The organism is Pseudomonas cremoris (genome assembly GCF_014230465.1).
Map to the genome: position 1 here is coordinate 1 of NZ_JAAXCY010000023.1, position 21,664 is coordinate 21,664.

General features: G+C 61.3%; 20 protein-coding genes and 3 pseudogenes. 11 read left to right on the plus strand and 12 right to left on the minus strand.

Annotated features, from left to right (window positions below; translation table 11 throughout):
* Positions 1–118: 118 nt before the first annotated feature.
* A pseudogene (locus HF257_RS32710) lies at positions 119–1,294 on the plus strand (lipase family protein); the annotation flags it as partial.
* On the opposite strand, the gene codA reads toward HF257_RS32710, so the two are convergent.
* The 7 genes from codA to HF257_RS32745 all read right to left on the minus strand — a co-directional run bounded on the left by codA (position 1,291) and on the right by HF257_RS32745 (position 7,886).
* Positions 1,291–2,526 (minus strand): cytosine deaminase, encoded by a 1,236-nt coding sequence (codA, locus tag HF257_RS32715; protein WP_185710949.1) that lies wholly within the window; start codon positions 2,524–2,526, stop codon positions 1,291–1,293. The pseudogene HF257_RS32710 and the gene codA sit on opposite strands and share 4 nt — an antisense overlap.
* Before the next feature lie 27 nt (positions 2,527–2,553).
* Positions 2,554–3,759 carry a PucR family transcriptional regulator gene (locus HF257_RS32720; protein ID WP_185710948.1) on the minus strand — a complete coding sequence of 402 codons (1,206 nt, stop codon included), beginning with the start codon at positions 3,757–3,759 and terminating at the stop codon, positions 2,554–2,556.
* Positions 3,756–5,018, minus strand: a complete 1,263-nt coding sequence (gene codB / locus HF257_RS32725; RefSeq protein WP_185710947.1) for a cytosine permease — start codon at positions 5,016–5,018, stop codon at positions 3,756–3,758. The genes HF257_RS32720 and codB overlap by 4 nt, the downstream gene beginning before the upstream one ends.
* Before the next feature lie 191 nt (positions 5,019–5,209).
* Positions 5,210–5,833, minus strand: a complete 624-nt coding sequence (locus HF257_RS32730) for an NUDIX hydrolase (protein ID WP_185710946.1) — start codon at positions 5,831–5,833, stop codon at positions 5,210–5,212.
* Positions 5,834–5,842: 9 nt separating this feature from the next.
* Entirely contained in the window at positions 5,843–6,283 is a 441-nt protein-coding gene (locus HF257_RS32735) for a GNAT family N-acetyltransferase (protein WP_185710945.1), read from the minus strand.
* Between the two features lie 91 nt (positions 6,284–6,374).
* On the minus strand, positions 6,375–6,731 hold the full coding sequence (queD, locus tag HF257_RS32740; protein ID WP_003190259.1) for a 6-carboxytetrahydropterin synthase QueD: 357 nt from the start codon (positions 6,729–6,731) through the stop codon (positions 6,375–6,377).
* 75 nt (positions 6,732–6,806) lie between these two features.
* A complete protein-coding gene (locus tag HF257_RS32745; protein ID WP_185710944.1) occupies positions 6,807–7,886 on the minus strand; it encodes a patatin-like phospholipase domain-containing protein in 1,080 nt (359 codons plus the stop codon).
* A gap of 160 nt (positions 7,887–8,046) precedes the next feature.
* Between HF257_RS32745 and HF257_RS32750 the strand changes: the two genes are divergently transcribed.
* Genes HF257_RS32750 through HF257_RS32765 form a run of 4 tightly spaced genes read left to right on the plus strand, consistent with a single transcriptional unit; the run spans position 8,047 to position 10,638 of the window.
* The gene (locus HF257_RS32750) at positions 8,047–8,349 is read left to right on the plus strand and encodes a PepSY domain-containing protein (protein ID WP_185710943.1); all 303 of its coding nucleotides are present in this window, start codon (positions 8,047–8,049) and stop codon (positions 8,347–8,349) included.
* On the plus strand, positions 8,349–8,660 hold the full coding sequence (locus tag HF257_RS32755) for a PepSY domain-containing protein (protein ID WP_185710942.1): 312 nt from the start codon (positions 8,349–8,351) through the stop codon (positions 8,658–8,660). The genes HF257_RS32750 and HF257_RS32755 overlap by 1 nt, the downstream gene beginning before the upstream one ends.
* Positions 8,660–9,328 carry a response regulator transcription factor gene (locus HF257_RS32760; protein WP_185710941.1) on the plus strand — a complete coding sequence of 223 codons (669 nt, stop codon included), beginning with the start codon at positions 8,660–8,662 and terminating at the stop codon, positions 9,326–9,328. The genes HF257_RS32755 and HF257_RS32760 overlap by 1 nt, the downstream gene beginning before the upstream one ends.
* The gene (locus HF257_RS32765) at positions 9,325–10,638 is read left to right on the plus strand and encodes a sensor histidine kinase (protein WP_185710940.1); all 1,314 of its coding nucleotides are present in this window, start codon (positions 9,325–9,327) and stop codon (positions 10,636–10,638) included. The genes HF257_RS32760 and HF257_RS32765 overlap by 4 nt, the downstream gene beginning before the upstream one ends.
* A gap of 140 nt (positions 10,639–10,778) precedes the next feature.
* Here HF257_RS32765 and HF257_RS33820 read toward each other — a convergent pair whose 3' ends face one another.
* Positions 10,779–12,926 carry a methyl-accepting chemotaxis protein gene (locus HF257_RS33820; RefSeq protein ID WP_185710939.1) on the minus strand — a complete coding sequence of 716 codons (2,148 nt, stop codon included), beginning with the start codon at positions 12,924–12,926 and terminating at the stop codon, positions 10,779–10,781.
* A 242-nt stretch (positions 12,927–13,168) separates the two neighbouring features.
* Here HF257_RS33820 and HF257_RS32775 point away from each other — a divergent pair, with 242 nt between their 5' ends.
* The 3 genes and pseudogenes from HF257_RS32775 (at position 13,169) to HF257_RS33760 (ending at position 16,290) form a co-directional block, all read left to right on the plus strand.
* On the plus strand, positions 13,169–14,488 hold the full coding sequence (locus HF257_RS32775) for a Na+/H+ antiporter family protein (RefSeq protein WP_185710950.1): 1,320 nt from the start codon (positions 13,169–13,171) through the stop codon (positions 14,486–14,488).
* 122 nt (positions 14,489–14,610) lie between these two features.
* Positions 14,611–15,432: pseudogene (locus HF257_RS33755) on the plus strand (cache domain-containing protein); the annotation flags it as partial.
* A 102-nt stretch (positions 15,433–15,534) separates the two neighbouring features.
* Positions 15,535–16,290: a methyl-accepting chemotaxis protein gene (locus HF257_RS33760; protein ID WP_376750178.1), complete on the plus strand. Its 756-nt coding sequence runs from the start codon at positions 15,535–15,537 to the stop codon at positions 16,288–16,290.
* A 37-nt stretch (positions 16,291–16,327) separates the two neighbouring features.
* Here HF257_RS33760 and trhP read toward each other — a convergent pair whose 3' ends face one another.
* A complete protein-coding gene (gene trhP, locus HF257_RS32785; protein WP_185710937.1) occupies positions 16,328–17,641 on the minus strand; it encodes a prephenate-dependent tRNA uridine(34) hydroxylase TrhP in 1,314 nt (437 codons plus the stop codon).
* A 247-nt stretch (positions 17,642–17,888) separates the two neighbouring features.
* Here trhP and HF257_RS32790 point away from each other — a divergent pair.
* Positions 17,889–18,371, plus strand: a pseudogene (locus HF257_RS32790) (thioredoxin family protein); the annotation flags it as partial.
* A gap of 103 nt (positions 18,372–18,474) precedes the next feature.
* Positions 18,475–19,542, plus strand: coding sequence for an AI-2E family transporter (locus HF257_RS32795; RefSeq protein WP_185710935.1), 1,068 nt, complete (start codon positions 18,475–18,477; stop codon positions 19,540–19,542).
* Positions 19,543–19,545: 3 nt separating this feature from the next.
* On the opposite strand, the gene HF257_RS32800 is transcribed toward HF257_RS32795, so the two are convergent.
* The 3 genes from HF257_RS32800 to HF257_RS32810 form a co-directional block, all read right to left on the minus strand.
* Positions 19,546–19,728 (minus strand): hypothetical protein, encoded by a 183-nt coding sequence (locus HF257_RS32800; RefSeq protein ID WP_185710934.1) that lies wholly within the window; start codon positions 19,726–19,728, stop codon positions 19,546–19,548.
* A gap of 91 nt (positions 19,729–19,819) precedes the next feature.
* Positions 19,820–20,014 carry a hypothetical protein gene (locus tag HF257_RS32805; protein ID WP_105700004.1) on the minus strand — a complete coding sequence of 65 codons (195 nt, stop codon included), beginning with the start codon at positions 20,012–20,014 and terminating at the stop codon, positions 19,820–19,822.
* A 234-nt stretch (positions 20,015–20,248) separates the two neighbouring features.
* Complete coding sequence (locus tag HF257_RS32810) at positions 20,249–20,602, minus strand: hypothetical protein (protein ID WP_012723373.1); 354 nt, start codon at positions 20,600–20,602, stop codon at positions 20,249–20,251.
* A 156-nt stretch (positions 20,603–20,758) separates the two neighbouring features.
* Here HF257_RS32810 and HF257_RS32815 point away from each other — a divergent pair, with 156 nt between their 5' ends.
* Positions 20,759–21,577 (plus strand): shikimate 5-dehydrogenase, encoded by an 819-nt coding sequence (locus HF257_RS32815; protein ID WP_185710933.1) that lies wholly within the window; start codon positions 20,759–20,761, stop codon positions 21,575–21,577.
* Positions 21,578–21,664: the final 87 nt, after the last annotated feature.

Below are 21,664 nucleotides of genomic sequence, written 5' to 3' on the forward strand. Positions count from 1 at the left end.
ATAGGAACGGCGTGTTTGCTGCATGAAATACCCGCTTAAAAGGATAGAACTGGTGCCCACTTAAATTAAGTGCACACCATGTCTTGCCTTTGCGAGGACGGGTAGATGACTTGGCCGGACGCATACGTTTATCAGTCATCACGATGAGGTGATCTTGATCGCTGTGCGGGGTACTGCTAGCTCCGCCGATGGGTTGCGGGATGCCAACGCCCATCAGGTGGCTTTCGCCGAAGGTATCGGCAAGGCGCATGAAGGTTTTTATCAGGCCTTCAGCGCCATGCGAGGTTTCGTCCAGCAATACCTCGACCAGTTTTTCGCAGGCCAACGGATAATTATCTGCGGCCATAGCCTGGGCGGAGCAATCGCTTTGCTGCTTGCCGAAGGCCTGCGGCGAACGTCGAATGGCACCTACAACGTCCTCCTCTACACCTACGGCGCTCCTCGCGCCGCCGATTCCGAATTCACCGCCGGCGCTTCAACCCTCGTCCATCACCGCATCGTCAACCACAACGACCCCGTCCCCAGCGTGCCGGCGCCATGGATGAACACCACCGCCAAGCTCTGGGTTCCCGGCGCGGTCACGCTGTTCAGCACGCCAGCGCTAGGCAGCCTGCTGTTCGCCGCCGGGCTGGTGCGCGTGGGTGGCAACCCCTACGAACACCACGGTGAACAACAACACTTCATGCCGCTCATGCTTGCGGATGGCACGCAGTCTTCGGTGTTGTGGAAGCCAGGCTGTGAGTCCATCGAAGAAGCAGGCTGCAATCGGGCGTTGCAACTCCATGGCGACATGCCGGATCGCGAAGGGCTGATCAAACAGTTGGTCGGATACAAGGAGCACTTCATGACCGCGAGCTACATCCCGGCGGCTTGGGCGACCCTGCGTCGTTGGCAGCAAACCCTGGACAGCAGCGGCCCGCTGGTGACGCCGAGGGAGTTCGAGTTGCTTGATCATGCGCTGGCGAGCATGCGCCAGCAATTGCGGGAAAAACGCCTGGAGCTCGCTCGTCGCGCCCCGAGCAATGGGCGTGGCTATGAGCACCACGAACCGTTGAACGCCGAAATCGACCGCTTGCACACCAGTCGCGGGCGCCTCGAAACCCTGCGCTGGCGGCGCCTTGAAGCTCGTGATGTGTATGGCAGTTACGCCCATTCCGCGCAGTTGCAGCCCAGCCTCAAACGTTGGTTCAGCCACCGCGAAAACCGCGAGCGGTCCCAGGTCGCCAGCATCCCCCCGTCTACCAGCAGCGAACGGGGGAAGGTGCACTCGTTGGACATCGATTCGATCGTCTAGACAAACTCTACCTGCGCCGGCTGGCGTTTCATCAGCACCTTGCCGTTGCGGATCGAGTACAGCGGCAGGCCTTGGCTGCGGATAACCTCGTAGTCGCTGTCTGCCGAGAGGATCAGCAGATTGGCCGGGCGGCCAGGCTCCAGGCCGTAGCGATCACCCAGGGCCATGGCCTTGGCACTGTTGTCGGTGACCAGGTCGAGCGCGCTTTGCAGGTTGCGGTAGCCGAGCATGTGACAGATGTGCAGGCCCGCTTCCAGCACTCTCAGGATGTTGCCATTGCCCAGGGGGTACCAGGGATCGACGATGGAGTCCTGGCCGAAACACACGTTCATGCCGGCCTCCAGCAGTTCGTTGACGCGGGTGACACCGCGGCGTTTTGGGAAACTGTCGAAGCGGCCCTGCAGGTGAATGCTCTCGGTGGGGCACGAGACGAAACTGATGCCGGAGTGCCCCAGCAAGCGAAACAGCTTGGCGCAGTAGGCGTTGTCGTAGGAGCCCATGGCGGTGGTGTGGCTGGCCGTGACGCGGGGGCCCATGTCGCGGCTGCGCGCTTCTTCGGCGAGTACTTCGAGGAAGCGCGAGTGCGGGTCGTCGGTCTCGTCGCAGTGCACGTCCACCAGGCAACCGGTGCGTTCAGCCAGGTCCATCAGGAACTTGACCGAACTCACGCCCTGATCGCGGGTGTATTCAAAATGGGGGATGCCGCCGATCACGTCGGCACCGAGGCGGATGGCTTCCTCCATCAGTTCGCGGCCATTGCGGTAAGACTCGATACCTTCCTGAGGGAAGGCGACGATTTGCAGGTCGATCAGGTGCGCGCTTTCTTCACGCACTTCCAACATGGCCTTGAGCGCGGTGAGGTCCGGGTCGGTGACGTCGACATGGGTGCGCACATGCTGGATGCCGTGGGCGGCGAGGGCCTGGATGGTTTTCTTGGCGCGGGTCTTGGTGTCGGCCTGGGTGATGGTGGCTTTGCGTTCGCCCCAGCACTCGATGCCTTCGAATAAGGTGCCGCTCATGTTCCAGCGCGGCTCGCCGGCAGTGAGGGTGGCGTCGAGGTGGATATGGGGCTCGACGAAGGGCGGGATCACGAGGTTGCCGGCAGCGTCCAGGTCGCCGGCGCCCGCTACAGGCGCCGCTGTTTGTGCAGTAATGTTGGCAATCCGGCCGTGTTCCAGGTGCAGATCATGCAGGCCTTCACGGTTGCGCAGGCGGGCGTTGATGATGTGCATGGGCAAGTTCCTCTTGGCTAAAAACAATCAGGCAGACAGCCGCCAGATCATCAGCGCGATACCGATGTCCAGGCGGTCATAAGAATTGTCCAACGTCAGTCCGCACAGGGCTTCGATACGCTGGACGCGGTGCGTCAGGGTGTTGCGGTGCACGGCCAGCCGCTGGGCGGCGGCCACAAGGTTACCATTCTCGTGAAACCAGGCTTCCAGGGTGGGCATCAGGCTTGGGCCATGGTGCAAATCGTGGCGCAGCAACGGGCCTAGGCGCTCATTGAGAAATTGGTCGAGCAGGGCGCGGTCACGCACGCCGCTGAGCAACTTGAGCACGCCCAGTTCGTCATACACACACAGTCCGGCGCGTTCGCTGAACCGTCGCGCGGCGGCCAGCGCCTGGCGTGCTTCATCTTGCGCCTGAGCCAGGCGTGCGGGTGGATGGGCGGCGGCGCTCAGGCCGATAAACAACTTGAGGGGCGCCAGGCGCAGGTTCAGCGGGTTGAGCCAATTGGCGAGTAACTGGCGGTTGGACAAAGCCGCGACGGCATCCGGGGCAGGCAGCAGCACCGTCCATTGCCCGGCCCGTCCCAGTACCGGCAGCCCTGCGCAGAGCTGGCGCAAACGCCGATTGATGCCGTCGTGTTGCCGGGCCAGTTGTGCCTCCACAACAGCAGCATCGCCTTTGGCAAACAGCAATTCACTGCCTTCTAATTGCAGTTGCACCACCTGCCAATGCCCCGCCAGCGACATGCCCAATTGGGCGGCGCGGTGCAGCAGTAACTCCAGGGACTGATAGTCGCCTGTCAGCAAGCGCTCCAGTACGTCGTGCCGCGAGCGCCCCAACTGTTCGGACTGGATCAGCGCCGAGCCGATGGCCTGGGTCACCAACACCATTTTCAACGAATAGGGCTGCTCGATCAGCGGCATGCCGGCCGCTTCGGCAGCGTCGAGCAAGCGCTGGGGGATCGCCTGGATATACGCAGGTCCCGTGAGGATCACCAGCCCGGCCACGTGTCGCTGGCAGGCCTCATCCAGCATTTGCAGCAGGTTGGCCTCATCCCGTGGGTGATTGATGCCGGTGACGAACACTAGTTCGCCCCCCAACACCCACTCGGCGATCCCGCTGTTCTCCGCCACGTATGGCCAGCGCACGGTGTTGTCCAGGCCGCCTTCACCGGCGCGTAGGCGCATGGATTCCAGGCCCGGCAGAGCCAGCACATCGCCGAGGGTCAGGCTCATGCCCGTGCGTCAGCCAACGGCACGCGCAGTACGGCGGTGAGCGCGATGTAGGTCAGCGACGCAGCAGCAATCCCCACCAACGGCGCAACCCACGGCGAGTGGAACGCCAGCACGGTGCCCACGGCATACGCCACCAGCCCCGGCCAGTTGAACGCCGGCAGGCGCGCGTCCGCCAGGCGAGGGTAATGGCCGCGGTAGCGGTAGAAGAAGTCCGCCATGATCACCCCGCCAATCGGTGGGATCACAGTGCCCAGCAAAATCAGGTAGGGCACCAGCATGTCGTACATGCCGAGCAACGCCAGCAGGGTGCCGATCACTGCGCCGATCAGGGTCACGGTCTTGCGGCGCTTGGTGCGCAGCAGGTTGCAGCCAGCCACTGCGAAGTTGTAGATGGTGTTGTCCTGGGTGCTCCAGATGTTCAGCAGCAACATGGCCATCGCCGCCATCGCAAAGCCTTGCAGCAGCAACACTTCCACCACGTCGGGCTGCTGATAGACGATGGCGCCGTACGCACCGATCAGCACCATCAGGCCGTTGCCGACAAAAAATCCGATCAGGCTGGCCAGCACCGCAACCTTGGCCGAGCGGGAAAACCGCGTCCAGTTGGTCGCTTGGGTTGCGCCGCTGACGAAGGTGCCGAATACCAGGGTAATCGCGGTAGACAAATCCAGCTCGCCGGTCGGAACCACCGCCAGCAACCCCTCCAGCCCACCGACCTTGACCGTGGCCACCCACATCGACAGAAACAACAGGATACCCATGGCCGGCACGGCGATATAGGACAGAATCTCCAAGCCGCGATAGCCGATGTAGGCGGTCGCGCAAAACACCAGGCCGAACAGCACCATCAGCGCCAGCACACTGCCTTGGCCCAGCTCGAAATATTTGCCGAGCACCACCGCAGCAGTGGCGGTGCCCCAGGCGTACCAGCCGATCTGGGTGAAACCGAGGATCAGGTCGCTGAGCTTGCTGCCCACTTCGCCAAAGCAGAAACGCCCCATCAGCACCGAATTCAGGCCGCTTTTGAAGGCGATGTAACCCAGGCCTGCGGCGTAAATACCCAGCAACAGGTTACCCAAGGCCACTACGCCGAGCATGTCGGTAAAACTGAACGCCACCCCCAGCTTGCCGCCGGCAAACATGGTCGCGGTAAAAAACGTGAAGCCCAGCAGCACCATGGCGGTGGACGCCAGGCCCTTGCGCGCATGCATGGGAACTTCGCTGAGGGGATAGTCATTACCCGGTTCTTGCTGCGTCATGTGCCTTGCTCCCTGAATGAGTGACGCAGGACTATTGCACCGCGCGTGCCAAATCGGTGGCAGTGACGGGCGCACGATGGGAGTTGTGCACTGTGCACAGTATTTATAGCCAAACCGGGGAGAAATGCAGGAAGGGGTGTTCGTGGTGCCCAATCGGGCACGAAAGCGGTGCAGCGGTGATACAAATTGGATCAGTCGAACAGCGTGTGGGTGGTCTCGCCGCGATGGAAAGCGAATGCCGCCTCCAGATCACTTTCGATGGTGCGTCCACGGGACAGTGGCGGCAGCTCATCCAGGCGGAAAAAGCCGACGTCGGTGGTTTCGAACCCAGCCATTGGCGCAAGCTGGTCCACCCGGTCACACAAGAAGTACAGCTTGTAGAAGTCCCGCACATCCGGCCGGTATAAGCCCTTGGCCTTGTGCGTCACGCTATACAGCGCCCGCGCGGTTACCGTGAGCCCGGCCTCCTCGTGGATTTCCTTGATGATGTTCTCGGCCGCCGACAAACCGATATCGGCATAGCCCCCCGGCAATGCCCAGCAGCCATCGGTCAACTCGCGCACCAGCAGGATTCGGTCACCGTCGATCACCGCGCCGCGCACGTCGATCATCGGCGTCGAGTAGCGTTGGGCAAAGTCTGTGACCAGGCCGGTGATGCGTTCCAATGGCACGTTGCCTAGCTGCGCGAGCATGCTGTGGGCAATCTCGGCGATCTCTTCAAGACGCTCGCGCTCGAAGTCATCGGTGCAAAAGTGCAGCCCCGTGGACGCCAACGCCTGCAGGCGTTTGGCTTGGGCGAGCCAGGTGTTTTCCATGGGGGGCTCCTAAAGGGTCTTGCTCATGTAGACGCGGCGCAGGCCGTGTTCTTCGGCGCGATGAGTCTCGACATAACCTCGACGGCTGTAAAGCGCGATGTTCTCGGTCATCGCTTCATTGGTGTACAAGCGAATGGCCGCGTAGCCCGCGTCAAGTGCCTGTTGTTCGGCAAAGTCCATCAGCACGCGCCCCAAGCCCAGGCCTTGGGCCTCTGGGGCGACGGCCAGATTATCCAGCAACAGCGCGCTGTCGTCCTGCAGCAGGATGATAAAGCCTTGGACCTGTCCGGCATTGTCGAGTACATGCACGCCACCGGCGCTGATCAATTGGCGATAGTCCTCCAGCATCGGGCCCGGTTGACGACCGATGCGTGCGATGTAAGGCGAGTAGGCAGCCTGGACGATGACCTCGATGGCGGCAACATCATGGGCGGTAGCGGGGCGCAACATGACAGCGACTCCTTGTAGGCTGGGAGCCACGACTGTACGGGAGCCGTCCATAAAAAAACCACCGCAAGGGTGGTTTTTTCATAACGTTGGCTCACTCACCGCGATAGATACAACCGCTGGTGCAGGTCTCATGGATGCGAATCGCGCTGAGTTCTGGCAACAACGGTTTCAGCTCATTCCAGATCCACTTGGCCAGCACTTCGCTGGTCGGGTTTTCCAGGCCTGGGATGTCGTTGAGGTAGTTGTGGTCGAGGCGCTCATAGAGCGGCTTGAAAATCGCCTTGATCTCCGAGAAGTCGCGAATCCAGCCGGTATGGGGATCCAGGTCGCCGCTCAGATGGATAGCCACCTTGAACGAATGCCCATGCAGGCGCCCGCATTTGTGCCCTTCCGGTACGTGGGGCAGGCGGTGGGCGGATTCGAAAGTAAATTCCTTGAAGATTTCCACAGTGTTTTCAGCTCGGTCGGTGTCTGGCAGGCGGCGAGTTTAACAGCTTGGCCCCTCGCCGCGCATACCGCTGGATCAAAGGGCCTGCAAGCGCTCGCCCAGGCCACCCTTGTCGGCCAGCGCCAGAAACTCGTCTCCCAGCCGTTGGCTCTCGCTCATCGCGGTTTGCCAGTACTTGTTACGCCTGGAGTCGTCACCCATGAAGCGCTTGAAGTCACTGCGATCTGGCAGTTTGCCGTGGGGCAGGCGGGCCAGGTAGTCCTTGGACGGTGCCAGCAGCAATACGTCCTGCAAGCCTTGTTGGTTACTGCGACGCCACGGCAGGCCCTTGTCGAACCAGCCTGGGATGACCCGGTCGGTGAAATGCGGGTACAGCACGATATCGTCGCCGTGATAGGGCAGGTCGAGGTGGTAATCCAACAGGCCGCCGTCGCGGTAGGTGCCGGCGCCGGCGCCGGGCAAGTCGCGCACGCCTTGCATCACCATCGGGATCGAGCCCGACGCCAACAGCGCCTGGCGCAGGTTTCCCAGGTCCAGGTCGAGGAACCGCGAGGGGAAATCCTTCAGCGCATGCACCGGCGGCGCCTGGCGCGGGTCGTGGATGATCAGCCGCTCGAAGTGCCGCGACAGCCGCGCACGGCCGCGCAGGTTATCGGCGATCACCGATGACAGGCCCAGCCCGAGGCGCCCCCGATGGTCATCGGCGAGCAGGCCGTGGCTCTTGACCACCATGATGTTCAGGCGATAGTCGGGGTTGTCCAGCACCCGCGCATCGCGGCCGGCCAGCAGGTCGTCGAGCATGCGCTGGCAGCTCTGGCTGACCTCGGCCATGGTCACGCCCTTGGCAAAGCGCTGTTCGTTATACAGGCGACCGAGATCGAGCAAGCCCTGCACGGGGTCGGGCAGGCAGGCGCTGGCAAACCGCCAGGAGCCGATGGAGGCGCCGATCAGCGCGCGCTCCCGAGGTGCGCGGGGCAGCCAATCGCCGAACAACGCCAGGTCCAGGCCCTGGATACCCAATGCCTTGGGGCCACCTGCAGCGCCGGGGAGGATGCCGACGTCGGCAGGCCGCAGGCCCTGTTCACGAATGCGTGTGAAGGCGCGTTTGCCGGCCTTGAGGGTCAGGGCGGGAAACTTGATGTGGATGGCTGTCATACCGGTCTCTGTTGAAGCGAGCAGGGCAGTATAAGAAATCTCGCACGTTGAGGGGGGAAGAGCGCTGTAGGCAATTGCCATGGTGGCAATTCAGTTTCAATTAAGTTGTGGCAGGTACGGTTGCCGCTGTAGGAAAAATATCCTGACACGGAGACTCATCATGAAGCGCCTCACCGCGCTGGTCACCGCCGGTATGATTGCCTTCGCGGTGCCTCACGCCTGGGCAGTGGACCCCGACAAACCGCTGAAATTACCCAGCACTGTTACAATTGTCGCCTTTGATCAGTTGGAAGCCACAGCCCTGGCCCTGCATCCCGGCTCGACCCTGCTGGACACCGACCTGGACGAGGAATACGGCAAGTACCTGTACCAAGTCGAACTGGAGGATGGCAACGGCATCGAGTGGGAAGTTGAATTGGACGCGCTCACCGGGCAGGTTCTCAAGAATCATCAGGAAACGTAATGAAGGTAAATTTATCCGCCGGCAGTCGAGTGGCGTTGGTACTTCTGGTTTTATGTTCAAGTGTGGCTGCACGCGATCTTGATCAGGATGAAGCCTTGGCACTGCGCCAGCAGGGCGTGATCCTGCCATTGGAGGCGCTGCTGCAACAAGCCATGGAGCGCCATCCTGGCTCCCGCCTGCTGGAGGCGGAGCTTGAGAAAAAGCACGGCAAGTACGCTTATGAAGTGGAACTGGTCACTGCCGAGGGCGTAGTACGCGAGATCAAGTTGGACGCATCCACGGGTGCGCTGATCAAAGACGAGGAAGACTGATGCGCCTGCTTCTGGTGGAAGACAACGTACCGCTGGCCGATGAGCTGCTGGCTGGCCTGCAACGCCAGGGTTACGCCGTTGACTGGCTGGCCGACGGGCGTGATGCCGCGTACCAGGGACGCAGCGAACCCTATGACTTGATCATCCTCGACCTTGGCCTGCCGGGCCTACCCGGGCTTGAAGTGCTGGCCCAGTGGCGCGTCGCCGCGCTGGCCACGCCGGTACTGATCCTCACCGCCCGTGATTCATGGCCCGAGCGCATCGAGGGGCTCAAGGCCGGTGCCGACGATTACCTGAGCAAACCCTTTCACCCCGAAGAACTGTACCTGCGCATTCAGGCGCTGTTGCGACGCTCCCATGGGAGGGCCAACCAACCGACCTTGCAAACTGCCGGCCTGCACCTGGACGAAGGGCGTCAGTGCGTGCTGCGCGATGGCGCGGAGATCTCACTGACCGCCGCCGAATTTCGCCTGTTACGCTACTTCATGTTGCACCCTGAGCAGATCCTGTCGAAAAGCCACTTGGCCGAGCATCTGTATGACGGCGAAACCGAGCGCGACTCCAATGTGCTGGAAGTCCACGTCAACCATCTGCGCCGCAAACTGGGCCGCAGCGTGATTGAAACCCGACGCGGCCAGGGTTACCGGTTTGGCGCCAACCCGGCATGAAGTCGATTCAACGGCGCCTGAGCCTGGGCCTGATCAGCGTAATGGTGATCGTCGGCGTGGCGCTGGCGCAAACCAGCTTGTGGTTGTTTGAGACTGGCTTGCAACGCTACCTGGAGGCGGGACTGCGCAATGACAGCGAAAGCCTGCTGGTGGCGCTGGTACGTGGCCCCGACGGTTTGCAATTGCATGAGAAGCGGCTGTCGCCGGCTTATCAACGACCGTTTTCCGGGCACTATTTCCGCATTGATTTCGCCGACAAGCACTGGCGCTCTCGCTCGCTGTGGGACCAGGACCTGCCGCATCTGCCGGAGGCCGGGCTCAAGAGCAACCTGCAACTGGGGCCTGAAGGCCAACAACTGTTGGTGCTGCGTGAGGACTACAAGCGCTTCGGCCAACCTATTTCCATCAGCGTGGCCCAGGACTACACGCCGGTGCGTGAAAGCTTCCGTTTGATGCGTCAGATCGGCCTGGTGCTGGGCCTGGCGGCGCTGCTGTTGGTGCTGGTCCTGCAACGTGTCACGGTGCGTCGCGCCTTGCGCCCGCTGGAAACCGCGCGTGAACAGATCGCCCAATTGCAACAGGGCCAGCGTTCCCAACTCGATACCCAGGTGCCGCTGGAGCTGGAGCCGCTGGTGGCGCAGATCAACCACCTGCTGGCGCATACCGAAGACAGTCTCAAACGCTCGCGCAATGCCCTGGGCAACCTTGGCCACGCCCTGAAAACCCCGTTGGCCGTGCTGCTCAGCGCGGCCTCCAGCGAGGCCCTCAAGGATCACCCCGAACTGAGCAAACTCTTGCGTGACCAGTTGGAGCAGGTGCAGCAACGCCTCAACCGTGAACTCAACCGCGCGCGGCTGGCCGGCGAGACGCTGCCGGGCGCGTTGTTCGACTGTGAAAAAGAACTGCCTGGGCTGATGGCGGCGCTGAACATGATCCACGGTGAACATCTGGACCTGAGCTATCACGTGTCCCCTGGGCTGCAATTGCCTTGGGACCGTGAGGACCTGCTGGAGCTGTTGGGCAACCTGCTGGATAACGCCTGTAAATGGGCGGATGCCGAAGTGCGCTTGAGCATCAGTGAAACGGCGCAACATTACCTGTTGGCCGTTGAAGACGACGGCCCAGGCATTCCTGCAACCCAGCGTGACCAGGTGTTCAGCCGTGGCACGCGCCTGGATGAGCAGATCGATGGCCATGGCCTGGGGTTGGGGATTGTGCGCGATATCGTCGAGGTGTGGGGCGGGGTGTTGCAGTTGCAGGAGAGTGAGCAGGGTGGTCTGAAAGTGCTGATTGAATTACCCAAGCACTAACCTCGATCAAAAAAGTGGGAGCGGGCTTGCTCGCGAATGGGCCGTGTCAGCCAATGAATCTGTTGACTGACACACTGCATTCGCGAGCAAGTCCGCTCCCACATTGGACCTGCTCAACTATCAGAAAAAGTGCCGCTCACTCACACCCGGAACTGATCCATCAACCCCTGCTGCTGATTCGCCAGGCTATTCAATGCCTGGCTCACCCGCGCCGACTCATTCGCCTGCTCCGACAACGACTCGGTCACATCACGAATGGTCGCCACATTATTGTTGATCTCCTCCGCCACCGCGCTTTGCTCTTCGGCGGCGCTGGCGATTTGCAGGTTCATGTCGCTGATCACCGTGACCGCGTCCCCGATCTGGCGCAGGGCGGTCACCGCCTCGCCGACTTGCTCGACGCTGCCTTGGGCCTGGCGATAGCTGTTGCCCATGGAGCCCACCACCTCTTCGGTGCCGGTTTGCAATTGCTCGATCACCAGGCGGGTTTCTTCCACCGATTCCTGGGTGCGTCGTGCCAAGTTTCGTACTTCGTCGGCAACGACGGCAAACCCACGACCCGCTTCACCGGCGCGTGCGGCTTCGATGGCAGCGTTGAGCGCCAGCAGGTTGGTTTGCTCGGCGATGCCACGAATCACTTCCAGCACCGAACCGATCTTCTCGCTGTTGGCAGCCAGGCCTTCGACCTGCGTCATGGCGGTGCTCATATCGGCTGCCAAGTGGCCGATATTGGTGGTGGTGCGGTCGATCACAGTCAGCCCGTCGCGGGTGGCCTGGTCGGCATCGCGGGCGGCTTGTGCGGCTTGGGCGGCGCTGCGGGCGACGTCTTGGGCGGTGGCGCTCATTTCGTGGGAGGCGGTGGCCACCTGGTCGACCTGGCGGTACTGCTGCTCCATGCCGGCACTGGTTTCGGTTGCGATCGCGGCGGATTGGTCAGCGGTGCCACGGGCGTCCTGTACCGAACGTTTCACCTCGGCAATGATCGGTTGCAACTTGTCGAGGAACCGGTTGAACCAGCCGGCCAATTGGCCCAGTTCATCTTTTTTGTCGTAGGCCAGGCGGCGGGTCAGGTCGCCTTCGCCGCTGGCGATGTCTTCCAGCATGTGCGCCACGCCGAGGATCGGCCGGGTCACGCTGCGCGCCATCAACCACACCAGAATCAAGCCGAGCACGGCCGCGAACAGGCCCAGGCCCAGTTCCAGCAGGGTGCCCTTGGCATTGTCGGCGTCCAGTTGGGCTTTGAGCGCCTCGGCAGGTGCCACCAGCACTTTCTCCGGTACATCCAGCAACACGCCCCATGGCTTGCCATCCGGGATTGGCGCGAACGGCGCGAGTACCTTGAGTTGATGGTCGGTGCGCAGGCTGCGGATCTGCGTGCTGCTGGCCAGGGCGCTGATCAGTTGCGCGCCGTTGGCGCTGTCGACCTGGTCCAGGCGTTGGCTGAGCTTGCTCGCGTCCGGGCTGTAGCCGGCGAGCAAACCGGTAGGGCTGAGGATGCTGACCTGGGTCTGGCCGTCATACAGCTTGTGGCTGGCCTGTTGGCTGACCGCCTGCAGGCTGTTGAGGTTGATGTCCACGGACAGCGAGGCAATCACTTTGCCTTTGACCGTCAGCGGGAACACGATGCTGGTCATCAGCACGTTTTGCCCGTTGATCACGTAGAAGTACGGTTCGATCACACACGGCTTGAGGGTGGTACGCGGGCAGGTGAACCAGGCGTTGGCCTTTTCACCGCTGGGGCCCACGCTGGTGTCGGACATGTCGCTTTCCGGCAGCGCCATCGACTCCAGTTTGCCCGGGGTCGGCTGTGACCAATAGAGCGCGAAGCGGCCTTTGTCGTTGCTGCCCAACTCCGCCTGGTTGGCGAATAGCTCATCCTTGCCGTCCAGGGCATTCGCTTCGAATACCAGCGACAAACCCAGCAAGTCAGGGTTGGCCTGCAGCGCAGCCTTGACCTGGCGGGTCAGGTCTTCGCGTGTGTCGAAGGCGTCGAGGAAGCGTTTTTCGGCCTGCTCGCGCAAGAACAGCACCTGGCGGGAAAAACCATGGCCGTACTGATAGGCGTCCATGAACTGGCGACGAATGCCCAGTGCCTGCACTTCACCTTGGGCCTCGATGCGCGATTGGGCGGCTTCGTCGAGCATCTGCATGCTGGACGCCTTGACCTGTTCAGAGCTCTGCTCCATGCGATAGAGCGACAGACCCACCAGCAGGGTCACGATTCCCAGCAGGCAAAGGCCGGCGAGCAGGGTGATTTTCCATTGAATGGACAGCTGTCTGAGGGACATCGAGGAGCATCCTTAACCTGAAAACACAGAGAATCAGGTTATCGGCCGATTTTTTCGGATCTTTATTATTTAAACGTTCAATTGAAAGCCAAAAGCGGCACCGTTTTTTGACATGCGGCCCCGCCTGCTGCAAAGTGCGCGCCCTCTAATAAGACCTCCTTCAAGCCTGCACGCTGGCAGCCATCTGTGGCCGCCTGGGCGCGGGCATGCCTGTTTTTATGTTTCTGCTTGAGGTAACCATGATTAACGCAGTCATTGCCGCGGTCGGCACCATGCTGGTGCTCAGCCTGTCCCGCGTGCATGTGGTCATTGCCATCATTGTTGGCGCGCTGGTGGGTGGCCTTACCGGTGGCCTGGGTATCGACGCCACGCTCAAAGCCTTTAATGGCGGGTTGGGGGGCGGTGCAACCGTGGCCTTGTCCTACGCCTTGTTGGGCGCTTTCGCGGTGGCAATTGCCAAGTCAGGCCTGGCCCATGCCTTGGCCGACAAAGCGCTGATGCTGGTGGACCGCCAGGAAGCGACCGGTGGCAGCCACGTCAAATGGCTGCTGATCGGCCTGCTGTGGGTGGTGGCGATTGCCTCGCAGAACATCCTGCCGATTCATATCGCGTTTATTCCGCTGCTGGTGCCGCCCCTGCTGTACGTGTTGACCAAGCTGCAACTGGACCGCCGCCTCATCGCCTGTGTAATGACTTTTGGCCTGATCACGCCGTATATGTTCTTGCCGGTGGGCTTCGGCAATATCTTCCTCAACCAGATCCTGCTAGCCAACGTGGCCAAGAGCGGCGTGGACATCAGCCAGGTCAATGTCACTCACGCCATGAGCTTGCCGGCCCTGGGCATGGTGGTGGGCCTGCTGGTGGCGGTGTTCGTCAGCTATCGCAAGAAGCGCGTGTATGACCTGGAGAAAATCGAGCGGGTGGAGCAAGTGGCGGTGCAGTACAACCCGCTGACCCTGCTGGTGGCCGGCCTGGCGATTGCCTCGGCGTTCATTATCCAGCTGTGGCTGGATTCGATGATCATCGGCGCCCTGGCGGGTTTCCTGATCTTCTCGGTGTCGGGCATCGTGCGTTGGAGCGACACTGACGACCTGTTCACCGAAGGCATGAAGATGATGGCCATGATCGGCTTCATCATGATCGCCTCGTCGGGCTTTGCCGAAGTGCTCAAGGCCACCGGCGACGTGCGTTCGCTGGTGGAAGCCTCGGCGGCATTCATCGGCCATAGCCGGGGCGTCGGCGCGTTGCTGATGCTGCTGGTGGGCTTGTTGGTGACCATGGGCATTGGTTCGTCGTTTTCCACCGTGCCTATTCTTGCCGCGATTTTCGTGCCGCTGTGTGTGCAGCTTGGCTTCAGCCCGGTGGCCATCGTGTGCATCGTCGGCACTGCGGGCGCCTTGGGTGATGCTGGTTCGCCTGCGTCGGACTCGACCCTTGGTCCCACCTCCGGCCTGAACATCGACGGCCAGCACCATCACATCTGGGACACCGTGGTGCCGACCTTCCTGCACTACAACATCCCGCTCCTGGCCTTCGGCTGGCTGGCGGCCATGACCCTTTGACCGCCGAATGTGGTGATTGGGCTGGCGGTGGCAAGCCCGCTCACCACAACAAACCCGTTCATTACAGAAACTTCCCATGCGGCCGTTAACCTCTTAAGTCGCCACTATAAGAGAGAAAAGCCATGCGTCTGAGCCTGAAGGCCAAAGTCCTGTCCCTGGCCATAGTGCCGGTGTTGCTATTTGCCGTGGTGATCAGCCTGACCACCGTGTGGATTCTCCAGGGCCAGGCGCGCAACGAGGTGGACGAAACCCGCCAGCGCCTGCTCAACGACGCCAAGGCCACCTTGCAAAGTTATGTGGAAGTGGCCATGAGCACCATCAAGCCGCTCTACGACGCGGCAGCCCCCGGTGATACCGCCGCGCGGGCCCAGGTGGTCAAGCTGCTGTCCAACACCAGTTATGGCAAGGACGGCTACTTCTTTGGCTACGATTCCGAGACCATTCGCCTGTTCAAGGGCAACAGCCCGGACGGCGTGGGCAAGAGCTTCAAGGATAACCGCGACCCCAACGGCGTGTACGTCAACCGCGACCTGGTCAAGGTCGGCAAGGACGGCACCCACTACCTGCAATACAGCTCTACCCAGCCGGGGCAGACCGAACTGGTGCCCAAGCTCGGCTACACCGAATACCTGCCCAAATGGGACATGGTCATTGGTACCTCGGTGAACCTGGACGGCATCGAAGCCCAGGTAGCGGTGGTTGAAGCCAAAGTCAAAACACGCATGGAAGGCGTCTTGCTGAGCATCCTCGGGGTGGCCGTGGTGGTGCTGCTGGTGATCGCCGCGGTGGGCCTGCTGGTGGCGAATACCATCTTGCGTCCGCTGAACCTGATGAAAGCCAACCTCGACGACATCGCCGCCGGCGAAGGCGACCTGACCCGCCGTCTGGCGATCACCAGCCAGGATGAACTGGGCGATCTTGCCGGCGCATTCAACCGTTTTGTCGACAAGATTCACGGCCTGGTGCGCCAGATCACCGAAATGACCTCGCAACTCACCGGCCTGGTGAGCCAAGTGTCGGAGCAGGCCCAGCGCTCCGAGCAGGCCATGGAACGCCAGCGCCACGAGACCGACCAGGTCGCCACCGCGATCAACCAGATGTCGTCCGCTGCCCACGAAGTGGCGCGCAGTGCCCAAGGCGCGGCCGTCGCCGCGCAACAGACCGACGCCGAAGGCCAGGCCGCCAAGCGCGTGGTGGACGGCAGCATCGTGCAGATTCATGCATTGGTGAACGACATCCGCAGCAGCGGCGTGTCCCTCGACAGCCTGCAGCAAGACGTGTCCTCGATTGTCAGCGTGCTCGGCGTGATCCGCTCCATCGCCGAGCAGACCAACCTGCTGGCCCTCAATGCGGCGATCGAAGCCGCGCGGGCAGGGGAGGCTGGGCGTGGTTTTGCGGTGGTGGCCGATGAAGTCCGTGCGCTGGCCAGTCGCACCCAGACCAGCACCCAGGAAATCCAGGGCATGATCGACCGCCTGCAAAAAGGCACCGAGGCCGCCGTGGACGCCATGCGCCGCTCCAGCGATGCCGGTGACGGCACCTCGGCCCAGGCCAACGAAGCCGGGGCATCGCTGGACACCATGGCCCAGTTGATCGGCACCATCAACTCGATGAACGCGCAGATCGCCAGCGCTGCCGAAGAGCAGACCGCCGTGGCCGAAGAGATCAACCGCAGCGTGCATCAGATCGCCGTGGCGGTGGACAGCGTGGCCGACGAAACCCAACTGGGCGCCCAGACCTCACGCAGCCTGGCGGAGCTGGGTCAACGGCTGGGGCAGTTGGTTGGCCAGTTCAGGATCTAACCTGTGTGGCGAGGACGCTCGCTCCGGCTCGACAGCTTCAGACGTCACGCATCAACAAACCGAAGTTTAAATCCATCTCGGTCGGGAGCGGCACATACACCGTGTGCCCATCCCCCGGTGCCACCTCGATGGCTTCGCCCTTGGCGCTGTACAAACTGGCCAGGTCAAAGTGGAAATTACCGGCGGGGGTCATCAATTCCAGATGATTGCCCACCGTAAAGCGGTTCTTCACCTTGACCTCGGCCAGTTCACCGCGACGCTCGCCGGTCAACTCACCGACAAACTGCTGGCGCTCCGACACTGAACTGCCGTTCTGGTAGTTCTGGTATTCGTCGTGCACGTGGCGGCGCAGGAAACCTTCGGTGTAGCCGCGTTGCGCCAGGGATTCGAGATGGGTCATCAGGTTACGGTCAAACGCGCGACCGGCCACCGCGTCATCAATCGCCTGGCGATACACCTGCGTAGTGCGTGCGCAATAAAAGTGAGATTTGGTGCGACCTTCGATCTTCAGCGAATGCACGCCCATCTGGCTCAGGCGCTCCACGTGCTGCACCGCGCGCAAGTCCTTGGCGTTCATGATGTAGGTGCCATGCTCGTCTTCGAAGGCAGGCATGTGTTCATCGGGGCGGTTGGCTTCTTGCAACAGGAACACCTGGTTGGTCGGCGCGCCAATCCCCAGGGTTGGCGTGTATTCCTGGACGATATCGCCAGTGGCGTTTTCCACCGCAGGTGTGGCCTGGTATTTCCAGCGGCACGCATTGGTGCAGCTGCCTTGGTTGGCGTCGCGCTTGTTCAGGTAGCCCGAGAGCAGGCAGCGCCCGGAATAGGCCATGCACAAGGCGCCGTGCACAAACACCTCCAACTCCATGGCCGGTACTTGCTGGCGGATCTCGGCGATCTCTTCCAGCGACAGTTCCCGCGACAAGATCACCCGGCAGATACCTTGTTGCTGCCAGAACTCGACGCTGGCCCAGTTCACCGTGTTGGCCTGCACCGACAAGTGAATCGGCATCTGCGGGAAGTGCCGGCGTACCAGCATGATCAACCCAGGGTCGGACATGATCAGTGCATCCGGGCCCATGGCGATCACGGGGGCCAGGTCCTTGAGGAAGGTCTTCAATTTGGCGTTGTGGGGCGCGATGTTGACCACTACGTAGAAGCGCTTGCCTTGGGCGTGGGCTTCGTCGATGCCGAGGGCCAGGTTGGCGTGGTCGAACTCATTGTTGCGCACCCGCAGGCTATAGCGCGGTTGGCCGGCGTAGACCGCGTCGGCGCCATAGGCAAAGGCGTAGCGCATGTTTTTCAGGGTGCCGGCGGGGGCGAGCAATTCGGGGGCAAGGATGGGAGGCATGGGCACGGACCACAAAAAAGGCGCGAGGGTAGACGAGGCACGCGGGCGGTTTATTGATCCAGGTCGTTCTTTACGCTTTTTGTATTGCTGTGTATCGGCGCGCGGTTTTTGACATAGGCGCGATACCTCCAGGGTTTCCAATAAGCGCCTCCCTATCGACAAGGTAAACACCATGCGTCCTATCGCACTCCTGTTCGCCGGCCTGCTGCTGATGGTCGCATTGGCCTGCAGCCTGATGGTCAGCCCTGAAACCAAGGCTGATGCCACAACCGGCAATACGCTGGGCCCCATGCCGTCACTGGCGGGGGCGGTTGAATGGCTCAATACCCCGCCACTGACCGGCGAGGCACTCAGAGGCAACGTGGTATTGGTGGATTTCTGGACCTACGACTGCGTCAACTGCCGGCGCACCTTGCCGTACGTAAAGGCCTGGGCGAAGAAGTACGAAAAGGATGGCCTAGTGGTAGTCGGCGTGCACACGCCGGAATACGCCTACGAGCACATCACCGCCAACGTCAGGGAGCAGGTGCGCAAGCTGGGGATCACTTACCCCGTGGCCATCGACAACAACTATGCGATCTGGCGCCACTTCGATAATCAGTACTGGCCTGCCCACTACCTGATCGATGCCAAGGGGCAGGTGCGTTACACGCACTTTGGCGAAGGCCGTTATGACGAACAAGAACGGATGATTCAGGCGTTGCTAAGCGAGGCCAAGGCGCAGGAATGATATGGCCCAAGCGTGTTGGATAAATAAGGGCACTCCCAGGTTTCTGCGCGGACTAAGCAACAAGGCCTACGCGGGTCTGCTGCTTTTCTGACATGGACCGGACATGAATCAAACCAACCTGCAATTCAAGACCTTGCTGTTGCTACTGGTGCTGGTGACCATCGCCTTTATCTGGATATTGCTTCCGTTCTATGGCGCGGTGTTCTGGGCGGTGATCCTGGGCATCATCTTTGCGCCAATGCAGCGGCGCCTGCAGTTGCGGACGGGCTGGAACCGCAACCTCACGTCGCTGACCACCTTGGCTGCCTGCCTGGTGATAGCGATTTTGCCAGTGATCATCACCAGCGCCCTGCTGGTGCAGGAGGGGGCAACGCTCTACAAGAACGTCGAAAGCGGCAAGTTGGACGTGGCGGGGTATATCGAGCAGTTCAAGAACGTGTTGCCGCCTTACTTCCAACACCTGCTGGACCGCTTTGGCATGGGCAACCTGGAAGGCTTGCGGGAGAAGATCGTCAAGAGTGCGATGCAGGGCAGCCAGTTTTTTGCGTCCCAGGCGTTCAGCTTTGGCCAGGGGACGTTTGATTTCCTGGTGAGCTTTTTCATCATGCTGTATTTGCTGTTTTTCCTGCTGCGCGACGGCCCGGAGTTGGTGCGCAAGGTGCGCACGGCGGTGCCGTTGGCCGAGCCGCAGAAGCGCCGGTTGCAACTCAAGTTCAATCGCGTGGTGCGTGCCACGGTCAAGGGCAACGTGCTGGTGGCCGTGACACAAGGTGCGCTGGGCGGGATGATTTTCTGGTTCCTGGACATTCCCAGCGCGTTGCTCTGGGCGGTGTTGATGGCGTTCTTGTCATTGCTGCCCGCAGTGGGTGCCGGGATTGTTTGGGGGCCGGTGGCCATTTACTTCCTGTTGAGCGGTTCGATCTGGCAGGGCGTGGTGCTGGGCTTGTTTGGCGTGTTTGTGATTGGCCTGGTGGACAACGTGCTGCGCCCGATCCTGGTGGGCAAGGACACCAAGATGCCGGATTACTTGATTCTGATCTCGACCCTGGGCGGCCTGTCGGTATTCGGCCTGAACGGCTTTGTGATTGGGCCGCTGGTGGCGGCGTTGTTTATGTCGAGCTGGGCGCTGTTTGTCGAAAGCAAGCCGCGAGTCAAGTTGCCGTTGCCGTAGGCTTCAGGCGTGAAGCTTGAAGTTCGCGGCCTGCTGCAGCTGTTTCTCGGCGGCGGACAACGATGTGAGCGGGCCGCTGATGGCTTCGCCGTCGCGTACCAGGTACCAGCAGGCGAGCAGGCCCAGTTCCCGAAGAGGGGCGGGGACGGCGCTGCCGATGACGGACATGATGTGAACAGTGGGCATAAGTACCTCCAATCGCTATGGAGGTCACTTTATTGGGTGAAGCGCTGTAGGAAAAATCACCTGTCTCGATAGTCGACATCGACGCCAGGCGTCAGTCCACGACTTGGTCGAGCATGTTCACCACTTCCTGTTCGCTGAGCAGCCCCTTGCGTACCAGGTTTTCCGCCAGCAGCGCGAGGAACTTGGCACTGCGATGGCCTTCCAGGGCCTTGAGCTCGGTAAGCGCGCTGTAGACCTTGCTGGACGTACAAAGGCCAGCGGTGCGGTGCGGGTTTTGTGTGGGCATGGTCAGTCGTCCTTAATTGTTATTGGGTGGACAGGATCGATAGTGGAAGCGTGCTGTGACACAAACATGACAGCGCGAGCCCCTATCGAGCAAGTAGACAATGGTGTTGATGATGTGCGATTTCGCTTGGGCCATTGTCCTCATAGCGACCTTGGCAGCATAAATCTGGACTTTTCACACAAAAAAAAGGCCCCGCGTATGGGCGAGGCCTGGTTCAGACGTGTCGGTTCAAATTTACCAACCGCGGCCATAGTAGCCGTGGGGAGGGCCGTAGTAGCCACGTGGCGGCCCGTAGTACACCGGCGCCGGACGGTAATAGACCTGTTGTTGCACATACACCGGTGGCGGCGGTGCGTAGTAGACCGGCGGCGGAGCGGCATAGACCGGCTGCGGCTGGACATACACCGGTTGCTGCACGTAGACCTCACGGGGTTGGCTGGCAACCACGGAGCCCACTACGGCTGCGCCGACTAAAGCACCCAATACGGCCGGGCCACCCCAACCACCACCGTGGGCGGAGGCTTGGCCTGCCATAGCGAGTGCGCCAACAAGCAAGGCGATCTTGGGGATTGTACGAATCATGGTCATTCCTCGGTTAGCCCCTGCGCTTGTGGTCTGCAATCAATAGACTCAAGGATTGTCGCGGGGATACTTTTAAGACAACGTATTTCTGGAAAACAGCACGGCCGATAGGTAAAGGTTGTGTAAGGTCTGTACCGATTTGCTTACTTCAAGGAGTTACCCATGCAGATGCACCCCAACAAAGACACCCAACTGTGCATGTCATTGTCGGCGCGTCCTGGAAATTTTGGCTTGCGGTTCCATAACCATCTGTACGAACAGCTGGGTCTGAACTTCTACTATAAAGCGTTCAGTAGCCAGGACTTGCCCGGCGCGATAGGTGGTATCCGCGCACTGGGCGTGCGGGGCTGCGGGGTTTCCATGCCGTTCAAGGAAGCCGCCATTGCCCTGGTGGACGAACTGGACGATTCAGTTCAAGCCATCGACTCCCTGAACACCATCGTCAATACCAACGGCCATCTGAAGGCCTACAACACTGACTACATTGCCATCGAACAACTGCTGAAAAAGCACGCAGTGCCCAAGGACTCCACCTTCGCCCTGCGCGGCAGCGGTGGCATGGCCAAGGCCGTGGCCAGTGCCTTGCGTGACGGCGGCTATGCCAAGGGGGTGATCGTCGCGCGCAACGAGGCGGCCGGCCGGGCGTTGGCGCAGAACCTGGGGTATGCGTGGCAGGCAGAGCTGGGTGAGTTGCGCCCGCAGATGCTCATCAACGTGACGCCCATCGGCATGACCGGTGGCGCCGAGGCAGATGCGCTGGCGTTTGAGGCAGACGCCGTGGATGCGGCAGATACCGTGTTCGATGTGGTGGCGATCCCCGCCGAAACACCGTTGATTGTGCGTGGGCGGGCCCAGGGCAAGCGGGTGATAACCGGGCTGGAGGTGATTGCGATCCAGGCGCTGGAGCAGTTTGTGCTTTATACCGGGGTGCGGCCAACGCAGGAGCAGTTTGAAAAAGCGGTGGCGTTTGCCCGTAACTGAAGCCTTGCCTAGAAACCAATGTGGGAGCGGGCTTGCTCGCGAATGCGGAGTGTCATTCAGTCCATGTCTGACTGATCCACCGCTTTC